The 10,142-nt window shown below is 44.9% G+C and carries 10 protein-coding genes; 5 read left to right on the forward strand and 5 right to left on the reverse strand.

Going from position 1 to position 10,142, the window contains the following annotated elements:
- Positions 1–97 precede the first annotated feature (97 nt).
- The 4 genes from murA to BLQ81_RS14215 all read right to left on the reverse strand — a co-directional run bounded on the left by murA (position 98) and on the right by BLQ81_RS14215 (position 5,508).
- Positions 98–1,405: a UDP-N-acetylglucosamine 1-carboxyvinyltransferase gene (gene murA, locus BLQ81_RS14200; RefSeq protein ID WP_092731142.1), complete on the reverse strand. Its 1,308-nt coding sequence runs from the start codon at positions 1,403–1,405 to the stop codon at positions 98–100.
- A complete protein-coding gene (locus BLQ81_RS14205) occupies positions 1,405–2,067 on the reverse strand; it encodes a DUF4290 domain-containing protein (RefSeq protein WP_092731144.1) in 663 nt (220 codons plus the stop codon). Before BLQ81_RS14205 ends, murA begins: the two co-directional genes overlap by 1 nt.
- 66 nt (positions 2,068–2,133) lie before the next feature.
- A complete protein-coding gene (locus tag BLQ81_RS14210) occupies positions 2,134–4,392 on the reverse strand; it encodes an ATP-dependent helicase (protein ID WP_092731146.1) in 2,259 nt (752 codons plus the stop codon).
- A 228-nt stretch (positions 4,393–4,620) separates the two neighbouring features.
- Positions 4,621–5,508 (reverse strand): lysophospholipid acyltransferase family protein, encoded by an 888-nt coding sequence (locus BLQ81_RS14215; RefSeq protein WP_262481061.1) that lies wholly within the window; start codon positions 5,506–5,508, stop codon positions 4,621–4,623.
- An 82-nt stretch (positions 5,509–5,590) separates the two neighbouring features.
- On the opposite strand from BLQ81_RS14215, the gene BLQ81_RS14220 reads away from it, so the two are divergent.
- The 5 genes from BLQ81_RS14220 to BLQ81_RS14240 all read left to right on the forward strand — a co-directional run bounded on the left by BLQ81_RS14220 (position 5,591) and on the right by BLQ81_RS14240 (position 7,940).
- Positions 5,591–6,190: a sigma-70 family RNA polymerase sigma factor gene (locus tag BLQ81_RS14220; RefSeq protein ID WP_092731150.1), complete on the forward strand. Its 600-nt coding sequence runs from the start codon at positions 5,591–5,593 to the stop codon at positions 6,188–6,190.
- A gap of 11 nt (positions 6,191–6,201) precedes the next feature.
- Positions 6,202–6,474 carry a mycothiol system anti-sigma-R factor gene (locus tag BLQ81_RS14225; RefSeq protein WP_092731152.1) on the forward strand — a complete coding sequence of 91 codons (273 nt, stop codon included), beginning with the start codon at positions 6,202–6,204 and terminating at the stop codon, positions 6,472–6,474.
- Positions 6,471–7,049 carry a guanylate kinase gene (gene gmk, locus BLQ81_RS14230; RefSeq protein WP_092731154.1) on the forward strand — a complete coding sequence of 193 codons (579 nt, stop codon included), beginning with the start codon at positions 6,471–6,473 and terminating at the stop codon, positions 7,047–7,049. The genes BLQ81_RS14225 and gmk overlap by 4 nt, the downstream gene beginning before the upstream one ends.
- Before the next feature lie 2 nt (positions 7,050–7,051).
- Positions 7,052–7,618, forward strand: a complete 567-nt coding sequence (nadD, locus tag BLQ81_RS14235; RefSeq protein ID WP_092731156.1) for a nicotinate (nicotinamide) nucleotide adenylyltransferase — start codon at positions 7,052–7,054, stop codon at positions 7,616–7,618.
- 118 nt (positions 7,619–7,736) lie between these two features.
- Entirely contained in the window at positions 7,737–7,940 is a 204-nt protein-coding gene (locus BLQ81_RS14240; protein ID WP_092731158.1) for a hypothetical protein, read from the forward strand.
- 831 nt (positions 7,941–8,771) lie between these two features.
- Here BLQ81_RS14240 and BLQ81_RS14250 read toward each other — a convergent pair.
- Positions 8,772–10,127, reverse strand: coding sequence for a vanadium-dependent haloperoxidase (locus tag BLQ81_RS14250; RefSeq protein ID WP_092731162.1), 1,356 nt, complete (start codon positions 10,125–10,127; stop codon positions 8,772–8,774).
- Between the last annotated feature and the right edge of the window lie 15 nt (positions 10,128–10,142).

Genomic DNA, 10,142 nt, shown 5'->3' on the forward strand with positions numbered 1-10,142 from the left:
CTATTCTTACCTCTGTCCAAAGTCATGATCGGTGTTTGTTTCTCTGAGTCCAGCCATAATTAAAAAAGAAATTGGGAGTCAAAAGCTCCCAATTGAATTATGCAATTCGTTCGATTTTTGCGCCTAAGGCATTTAGCCGAACGTCAATGTTTTGATACCCTCGATCAATCTGCTCGATATTGTCAATGACAGAAACCCCATTAGCAGACATGGCAGCTATGAGCAGTGCCACTCCCGCACGGATATCCGGTGAAGTCATTCGAATACCCCGAAGTGGATACTTTCGGTCCAATCCGATCACGGTGGCCCGATGCGGATCACAAAGGATGATCTGTGCCCCCATGTCGATCAACTTGTCCACAAAGAATAAACGGGATTCAAACATCTTCTGGTGAACCAAAACAGTCCCTTTTGCCTGAGTGGCTGTCACCAAGATGATCGAAAGCAAATCCGGCGTAAATCCGGGCCAAATCTGATCGGCAACGGTCAAGATCGACCCGTCGATGAATGTTTCAATCTCGTAGTGCTTTTGTGCAGGAACGAAAATGTCATCGCCTCGAAATTCCAAATGGATGCCCATTCGCTTGAATGTCTCCGGAATAATTCCCAAGCGCTCAATTTGACAGTCTTTGATGGTGATCTCGGACTGAGTCATTGCTGCCATTCCGATGAACGAACCGATCTCGATCATATCCGGAAGCATGGTGTGCGTTGTACCGCCAAGTTTTTTGACACCCTCAATAGTCAGCAAATTTGAGCCGACTCCTGTGATTTTTGCCCCCATACGGTTGAGCATGTCACAAAGCTGCTGAAGGTATGGCTCGCAGGCTGCATTGTAAATAGTGGTTTTGCCTTCGGCTAGCACTGCTGCCATCAAGATATTGGCCGTGCCGGTGACCGAAGCCTCATCCAAAAGCATGTAGGTACCCTTGAGTTTTTTTCCATCGATGTGAAAAATCTCATTTTTGGCATCGTAGTGGAATTCTGCCCCGAGCTTTTGAAAGCCAAAAAAGTGGGTATCCATTCTTCTTCGGCCGATCTTATCTCCTCCCGGCTTGGATAGTTTGCCTTTTCCGAATCTCCCCAAAAGCGGACCCAGTATCATCACCGAGCCTCGAAGTGCGGATGCCTTGGTCAGGAAATCTTCCGTTTCCAGGTAATCCAAGTTGACCTCGTCTGCCTGGAAACTATAGGACTCAGGACTCAGTTGCTTGATTTTGACTCCCATATCGGCAAGCAGCTCGATGAGCTTGTTTGCGTCACGGATGTTTGGGATTTTGTTGACAGTGATTTTTTCGGGAGTGAGCAGGACTGCGCAAAGAATTTGAAGTGCCTCATTTTTTGCTCCCTGAGGGGTGATTTCACCTTTTAGTCGGGTACCACCGGTGACTCGAAATGATGCCATTAATTTCTGCGCTTTTTATTATTGTGGCCGTTGCTTCTGGGCTTTTTGGGATGGTTGAACTTCTTTTTCTGAGGTTCAGCCTCGATATGAGGAATTTTGAAGTCTCTCCTAGTATTGGATTCGAAGAGGGCATTCTCCCTTACTTTTTCCAGATCGATATGAAGTCTCCCTTTTGACAGCGTTTTGATGTCGTCAAGGATAATCCCATCATCGAAGTTCTCCCTGTTCCAGGTAGAGTGGAAGGAACGCATTAATTCGCCGATGTAGATGATTGCAGATTCCTGATCGTCATCATTCTCAATCTCTATGGCTTGTTCGATCAGTTTTTCGATATTTCTGCCATAGTGCTTAAACTTCACCTCACCTTTGGGGTATCCGATGGGCTGTGGTTTTTTGCCTAGAAGCTCTTTTTCCGGCATCGGAAAAGGGCCATCCACATCGAGTTTGAAGTCCGACATGATGTAGATGTCATCCCAAAGCTTCTGATCATTTTCCTGCTTCCAGGTTGGATTGAGCTGTTTGATGATTTCGATGACAGTGTAGGCACTCTGAGTGCGCTTTTCACGGTCTTCAATCGCGGTGACATGATCTACCAGGCGTTGAATGTTTTTGCCGTATTCTTTCAAAATAAGTCGTTGTTTTTCAGGTTCGGTGTGCTCCATGTTGCTTCCCGTTTATTGCCATTCAAAAGGTAACAAAAAATCACCAAAAGGCAGGAAGGCAAGTGATTAGTCTATGATTCTGAGCTTGGCAAAGCTAAGCAATAAAGTTTTCTCACCAAAATGCTCAAATTGAATCGTTGCCTTTTTGTTAAGTCCTTCTGTTTCAATTTTTTGAACTTTTCCAAAACCAAATTTCGGGTGCTCTACCAATTGGGCTGCTTTCAGATTGTTGGTATTTGAGGGCTTAAAATCAGGAGATGGGGTATGAATTTTCAGTTGTGAGGGTTGTCTGGATTCGGGTTGCCTTTTGATTCCCACAAATCCTCCTGCTCCGGGTAAACCTTCCTTGCGAAGCGCCCCCGGCATATCCTTGGAGGACATACGCTTGTTTACCTTGATCATGTTTTGGTCCACTTCTTCCAGGAATCTGCTCGGTTCACAGTTGAGTAATCGCCCAAAACGATAACGGGACAAAGCATAGGTCAAATACAATTTGTCCATCGCCCGGGTAGTCGCAACGTAAAATAAGCGCCGCTCTTCCTCCAGATCTTCGCGGCTTTGCATCATCATTTGCGAAGGAAAGAGATCTTCTTCCATTCCGACTACAAATACCTGTCTAAACTCCAAGCCCTTGGAAGAATGGATAGTCATCAGGGTGATCGCATCGGTTTTGTCCTTGTCCTGATCATTGTCGGTAAGCAGGGCAATTTCCTGAAGGAATGAGCCCAAGCTTTTGTCCTCATTTTCAGGGTTGTCCACGTATTCTTTGATTGCATTCAGCAATTCCTGGACGTTTTCGTATCGATTGAGCCCTTCTATGGTTTTGTCTTCGTAGAGCTCCCGCAGCAAACCACTCTGCTTGGCGATGCTGCTGGCCACTTCAAATGCGTCTTTTCGCTCGACTTCGATTTGGAATGCCTTGATCATCGTGGCAAAATCATCTACCGAACTTCCCGCTCTGCCGGGCAGAAAACTGTGGGCGTTTTTTACAACCTCCCAAAGCGGGATATCATGATCGTAAGCGGCAACAAGGATCTTCTCCACGGAAGTATCCCCGATTCCCCGTTTGGGATAATTGATTACGCGCTTGAAGGCTTCCTCGTCCACCGGGTTCACGGTGAAGCGCATGTAAGCCATCAAGTCTTTGATTTCCTTCCGCTGGTAAAATGAAAGACCTCCCACGATTTTGTAGGTCAGGTTCATTTTGCGCAGTGCTTCTTCCATCGATCTGGACTGGGAGTTGGTCCGATAGAGAATCGCAAAGTCACTGTTGTTGAGCTTTTTATTGTTTTTCTCCTCAAAAATCGTGTTGGCCACGATCCGTCCCTCCTCTCCATCCGATGTTGCTTTGATCAGCTCGATCAGTTCGCCTTCGGGATTGGAGGTCCAGACGAGCTTTTTGAGCTGTGCTTTATTCTTGTCAATAATGGAATTGGCCGCTTCGACGATGGTCTTGGTGGACCGATAGTTTTGCTCCAGTTTGACCACAAAAAGGTCCGGGTAGTCCTTTTCGAAATTCAGAATATTCTGGATATCCGCTCCGCGAAAAGCATAAATACTCTGTGCGTCATCGCCCACTACACAGATGTTTTGGTGGACAGCAGCGAGTTTTTTGGTGATCAGGTATTGGGAAATATTGGTGTCCTGAAACTCATCCACCATCACATATTTGAAGCGCTGCTGGTATTTATTCAACACGTCCAAATGATCCCTAAACAGGACATTGGTGTTGAAGAGCAGATCGTCAAAGTCCATGGCGCCCGATTTGAAGAGTCGCTTTTGGTATTTCTCGTAGATAGCCCCCATATGAGGTTTCATGGCTGCTTCGTCGTCTGCTTTGACATATGGGTCATCCTGATAGGCTTGCCAGGAAATGAGGCGGTTTTTAGCGCCCGAGATTCGGGAAAGTACCACACTCGGCTTGTACACTTTGTCGTCGATTCGCATCTCTTTGACGAGGGTGCGAATGAGGGATTTGGAGTCGTCGCTGTCATAGATCGTAAAGTTGGAAGGGTAGCCGATTTTACCGGCTTCGACACGGAGGATTTTCGCAAAAACGGAGTGAAAAGTCCCCATCCAGGTATTTCTGGCCTCGAGCCCAACCAGCATCTCGATGCGATGCTTCATTTCCGCAGCGGCTTTGTTGGTGAAAGTCAGGGAGAGAATATTGAAAGGATCGATTCCTTTGGCATAGATCAGGTGTGCAATGCGGTAAGTCAGAACCCGGGTTTTACCCGAGCCGGCACCTGCAATGATCATCACCGGACCATCAGTATGTTGCACCGCCTGAAGTTGCGGGGGATTCAGTTCCTTGAGGTAATCCATTTTTAAGTATCAAGTAGCTAGATTTTAGTATCAAGAGGTAAGATCCTATTATCTAGTGTTAGTGGTAATTTTTTAATGTACGATGCTTCGACTTCGCTCAGTACAAGTTTAAGAATTAGGATTTATGAGCTTATATTTAGTGTGGAGGTAAAGCATAAATCAGGCTTTTGCTATTTTTCACATCCTGACTTCCAACCTCCAAACCTCCAAACTTCCTAACCTTCCAACTCACATTTTCCACCGCTTATGACTCCAGAGATAAAGGTCAGGTTGGTTTCTGATGTTTTCTTCAAGCCTACGGCAAAATTCGTCTGTGATGCTGTGGGCTTCATGTGAATCGTAAGGAGGCTCGGCAACTTTCGCGAATTCAAATCGGTAATGTCCCCGTTTCAATTTGGTCATGGTACCGAAGAAAACGGGTAATTCCATCTTTTTGGCCATAAATTCTCCGCCTTCGAAGAAATAAGCCGGTCGGTTGAGAAAATCCCGCTGGTAGCGCTTTTCCGAACCGGGAGGTCGTTGATCCGCTGCCAAATGTACGATTCTCGGCTGACTTCGCATGGTGATCATGCTTTTCCGAAAGTCCCTTTTCTCGGTCATCACCCCGCCAAAATGTGTCCGAATCTCCAACATAAGCTGGTTGAAGAAGGGATTGTTTAACTTGAGATAAACCGTTTCGGCTGTTACTTTGGTATTGAGTGCCACGCCCAAAATCGCCATTTCCCAATTGAATACATGTCCGGCCATCATGAGGGCACTTTTGCCTTTTTCGACTTCTGCATCGATGATTTCCTGATTTACTACATGGAATCGTTGACTGAGTTCTTTTTCAGAAATGCTCAGCATTTTGATTGTTTCAGCAAAAAAGGCATCCGTGAAATTTCGGTAAAATAGATTACGGATTTGCTTTCGTTCTTCTTCGGATTTTTCGGGAAAAGCAAATTTCAGGTTTTCGTCGATTACATTTTTGCGGTAGCTGAGCAGGTATCGGGCGATCAGATAGATCAGATCTGAAAACAAGTACAACATCGAAAGCGGCAAATAGGACAGCAGCCTAAAGAAAAACATAACAAATACCTTTGTTGATGGGGAGGTTTGCTCCGAACTTGGAGTCAATTCAGCAACAAAATAAATTAATTCAGCCGACTTTCGGTTTAAATTCTGGTTATAAATTGGGCTTTCATTACTTTTGAACCTTATGTCTGAAGTACAGCGCAGAAAATATTCTCAAGAAGAGAAAACGGCCATCTTTGATGGGGAGTTTATGCCACACATAGATTCCATGTACAATTTTGCTTTTCGACTCACCTTTGACGAGGATGATGCCAAGGATCTCGTGCAGGATACTTACATGAAGGCCTTCCGGTTTATCAATTCTTTTGAGAAGGGAACGAATGCCAAAGCATGGCTTTTCAGAATTCTGAAAAACAGCTTTATCAATGAGTACCGGAAAAAAAGCAAGCAACCAACGAAGGTAGATTATCAGGAGGTGGAAACTTTCTACAACTCGGATGATGTTGACTACCAAAGTACTTCTGATCTCCGGGCTGAATCTGTCAAGGATATGCTCGGGGATGAGATCTCCAATGCACTTAATGCACTGGCTGTTGATTTCCGTACGGTGATCATTCTGGCAGATCTGGAAGGCTTTACTTATGAGGAGATGGCCAAGATCCTGGACATCCCCATTGGGACGGTAAGATCCAGGCTGCATCGCGCCAGGAATCTTTTGAAAGAACAACTGAAAGGGTACGCTCAGTCTATGGGCTACAATACGAACGAAGAAGAGGAGGATTAAAACGATTACTCATGGAAATAAACGATCAATCAGGCGATGAGCGAAAGCTGGCGTGCAGTGATGTAACCAAGTGTTTTCAGTTGCTCGAAAGCATATTGGACGGCGAGATGGGTGAAACGGGCCAGGAACTGATGAAGGAAAAGTTGGCAAAATGCCAGCCTTGCTTTGAGCACTTTCATTTGGAACAGGCGATTCGGGACGTACTGAAGACAAAATGCACCAAACAAGCTGTCCCAACGGAACTGGCTAGGTCTATACGCCAGATGATTCAGGAGAGCAAATGAGCAAAACCCAAGGCAAAGCAATTATTTTCTCAGCCCCGTCGGGATCAGGAAAAACCTCCCTGGTCAAGCACCTGATACAGCATGTACCTAATCTTGGATTTTCTATCTCGGCATGTACCCGTGACAAAAGAGGCAGACATGAAGTTCACGGCAGAGATTACTACTTTTTAAGTATCGATGAATTCAAAAATAAGATAGACAAAGATGCCTTTGTGGAATGGGAAGAAGTCTACGAGGGGAATTTTTACGGAACCCTCAAAGAAGAAGTACAACGCATCTGGGACAATGGTAAAGCAGTCATTTTTGATGTGGATGTGAAAGGCGGCTTGGCACTCAAAAAATACTTTGGGCCGCAGGCACTGGCTATTTTTGTCAAAGTGCCCTCACTGGAAGTGCTGAAAACCAGGCTGAACGACCGGGGAACTGAATCCGAAGAATCCCTGTCCAGAAGATTGTACAAAGCGCAGTTTGAAGCCATGTTTGAGCCTCAGTTTGATGTGAGTATTCTCAACGATGACTTTGATCGATCCTCGCAGGAGGCGGTAGCATTGGTATCGGAATTTTTGGCAAAATAAAAATGAAGGTTGGACTGTATTTCGGAAGCTTCAATCCAATCCACGTCGGACACCTGATCATCGCAAATGTATTGTACGATCGCACTGACTTGGATGAAGTCTGGTTTGTGGTCAGTCCACAGAATCCATTCAAAAAGCAACAAGCCCTGATCCATGAGTTTGATCGCCTGCGAATGGTAGAATTGGCGATAGCGGATCATTTTCACTTTCGGGTCAGCGATGTGGAGTTTCGGATGCCCCGGCCCAGCTATACCGTCGATACACTAACCTACCTCAGCGACCAATATCCACAGCATCAGTTTTGCCTTTTTCTGGGCTCGGATAATCTGACCCACTTCCAAAAGTGGAAAAACCATCAGGCGATCTTGGACAATTATGAGATTTTTGTCTATCCCCGACCTAGGGAAACAAAGGGTTTTGTACATCCCAAAATCAAAACCATCGAGGCCCCGCTTTTGGATATCTCGGCGACTTTTATCCGCAAGTCAATTCAGGAAGGTCACTCGGTGAAATACCTGCTACCGGATAAGGTGGAGGAGTATATTCTGGATAAGAAGCTGTATCAATAAATTTCTTTTTTACCGTAAAGAAGTTTTACCACAGAAAACACTGAGGGGAGAAGAAGGAGATTGGTTTTTGTTATTGGAACTTAATACTTTTTCACTTCGGGTTACTTTATTCAAGGGCATGGAGGAAAAGCTAAAGCTTTATATTTTTCATCGCAAAGCACGCAAAGGAAGATTAAATGTAGGCTTGGGTGAACTTGATAATAAACTTCAGGAATCCCCGAAACAGATGACTTTTTTCAAGGGCACGGCCAAACAGCTAAAATTTTTTGTTTTTTCACCACAAAGCCCTGTAGGGGCCAAATGTAATAGCCAGGGGTTTTAACCCCTGGATTTGAGCGTTTCCACCATTCCCCGCGCTGGCGCAAAATGCTGATTAGGAACTAGAATGCATGTGCCAGCGCAACACAATAAATTTCATTCAGGAAAGCGATTTTACAATGGAGAGTTTTGGGAAATGGAAATATTGATTTAAAGATTCTCAGGGGTTGTTCTCTATACCAACCTAATTGTGAACACAGAGAAAAACTAAAGCTTTTCACAGCAAACCTTCTGCATTTGACAGAATTGATTAAGATAATTGCGTAAAAGTGACCGTTCAAAAAAAAAAAAAAACGCCGTCCAAGTATTTTACAAATAAATTTCTAAACTAGATCTTACATTTCGGGGACTAAGCCATTAGATTAGTTTCAGCTTCAGGATGAAGCCGTTTTTGGCCAAAAGCTTTTTAATAAAATCTAAAGCCGCCGTTCGTGTCTTCACGCACGGCACTTGAAATGAAAAATTAATCATTGGATTGGCCTTTTTGGGGTCATTGGCATTTGGAGGTTCAGCATTGGAAAAAGCAATGCTAGCCAATCCTACGGCGGTGGTTTTCGTGCTTGAATTTGAGCTTAATGTTAAGTAATGGCTTTTAACCATTAAGGGAATTAAGAAAATTAAGTTTTGGAGATCAAATCTTCGGTACAGCTCAAGGCATTATGAGTTGAATTAAAAGTGCAAAATGAAGCGCCTAGCTTTAGGGCTAAATGCTCTTAATCTTCTTAATGGTTAAAAAAATGAGAAAAAAAATCCCGAAACTCACGCCTCGGGATTCTCTAGTTTCTCGCTAATTTTGGCTTTTTGATTTCCTTGTCTAAAATCTTGTCTCTAATATCTAGCGTCTTTCTAACATCGCCACCCGATCCGGCTTGGTCGAGATTTTACTCCAGATCAGTTCCCCGACTTTCTGTCCTTGCTTGGTTCCTTCCGTGATGGCTGGCATAAAATGAATTCCACCATAAAATCTGCTGATGGCAGCTTCTGCCGCAGCCTGTGAAAAGTTCCTAAACTCTCGAATGGGAAGTCCATAGGCCTCTTCGGTACTGTCTACGATATGCAGCTCATCTCCGAAAAGTTGGGTTAAAGTAAAAGCCGCTGCTGTCGAAGCCACACTATGTCCCGAGGTATGTTCGGGGAAAGGAGGCGTCTGCAATAGCGGAACCCAATCTTCGTCGATAAATTGATTGATATAAGTCTCCGGGCGGATCAGGCGACTTCGGTATTTCTCATCCCAGCAGGCAATAAATGCTTCATTGAGTGAAATTCCTGTCATAGCCAAAGCTTCCACAGTCCCTTTCCAGTCTTTTTCCGCTGCCGCCGATGCGATAGATGCGATGCCCATCCAATGGCCACCTGGAGTGATCTTTTTCTCTGCAAACATCACATGGCCTTTGACATTCATTTTGTAGGGATTGCAATCCCAAAACATCGCAATCGCTGTTTCTTCGGGAGTGGCGTTTTGTTTGGCATCATAGACTTCTTTGGCCAGCTTATAAAACTCAGAATTAGGTTCTGTCGAGTAAGCTGGGGGAGGAGTGATCCTAAATTGTGAAGCAGAGTCCAGGACAAAGGTTCGGATTTTGTTCCAGTGGGGCTCTACAGCCTCCATGTATGCGGGGGGAGTAGGCTGCCAAGTTCCCGGCTGGTTGACGACGGTGTACTTAGGAAAAGACCGGCTTTGGTGGTAGTTATCCTTTTTAGAGTAGTCTTTCACCTTTTCACCGACTTCCTGTCCAAATTTTACTGAGGTGTCAAATACCTCACTTGGGATTCCTTTTTTCTTCAATTCCTTGAAGACCTTGTCCCGGTGCTCATTCATCATTTCCTCCGAGAAGATCAGGGCGGTTCCTACGTGATAATAAGCTGCCAATGCTGCCAAAGGTGGATAGACTTTCTCAGGTATGGACAGATTCAAAGCTTCCGAACCGTTCAGTTGACCCATAAGCGGGGCGTAACTGGCAGGGTCTGTTGCTGCAGCTACTTCATAAGCTGCTAGTGAAGCATAGGAATAGATCCTGACAGCAACAGGCGGCGAGAAGATGTCATGAATGATGACTTCCGTGATCCGGTTTTGAGCCTGGTGAAAATACTGCCCATCGCTGATCACTTGCGAGTAATCTACTGGCTCCTGACAGGCTGAGAATGCACTGACCAAGGCAAGTGTAGAGCAAATTAATTTAAGGGTACGCATAGAGGGTTTTCATTT

The sequence above is a fragment of the Algoriphagus alkaliphilus genome, assembly GCF_900103735.1.
Classification (GTDB): Bacteria; Bacteroidota; Bacteroidia; order Cytophagales; family Cyclobacteriaceae; genus Algoriphagus; species Algoriphagus alkaliphilus.

What these genes read in the sequence shown, in the direction of transcription:
- BLQ81_RS14205 (WP_092731144.1), bottom strand. Translation starts at nt 2,067, where the DNA reads ATGGAGCACACCGAACCTGAAAAACAACGACTTATTTTGAAAGAATAC.
- murA (WP_092731142.1), bottom strand. Translation starts at nt 1,405, where the DNA reads ATGGCATCATTTCGAGTCACCGGTGGTACCCGACTAAAAGGTGAAATC.
- gmk (WP_092731154.1), top strand. Translation starts at nt 6,471, where the DNA reads ATGAGCAAAACCCAAGGCAAAGCAATTATTTTCTCAGCCCCGTCGGGA.
- BLQ81_RS14250 (WP_092731162.1), bottom strand. Translation starts at nt 10,127, where the DNA reads ATGCGTACCCTTAAATTAATTTGCTCTACACTTGCCTTGGTCAGTGCA.
- BLQ81_RS14225 (WP_092731152.1), top strand. Translation starts at nt 6,202, where the DNA reads ATGGAAATAAACGATCAATCAGGCGATGAGCGAAAGCTGGCGTGCAGT.
- nadD (WP_092731156.1), top strand. Translation starts at nt 7,052, where the DNA reads ATGAAGGTTGGACTGTATTTCGGAAGCTTCAATCCAATCCACGTCGGA.
- BLQ81_RS14240 (WP_092731158.1), top strand. Translation starts at nt 7,737, where the DNA reads ATGGAGGAAAAGCTAAAGCTTTATATTTTTCATCGCAAAGCACGCAAA.
- BLQ81_RS14210 (WP_092731146.1), bottom strand. Translation starts at nt 4,392, where the DNA reads ATGGATTACCTCAAGGAACTGAATCCCCCGCAACTTCAGGCGGTGCAA.
- BLQ81_RS14220 (WP_092731150.1), top strand. Translation starts at nt 5,591, where the DNA reads ATGTCTGAAGTACAGCGCAGAAAATATTCTCAAGAAGAGAAAACGGCC.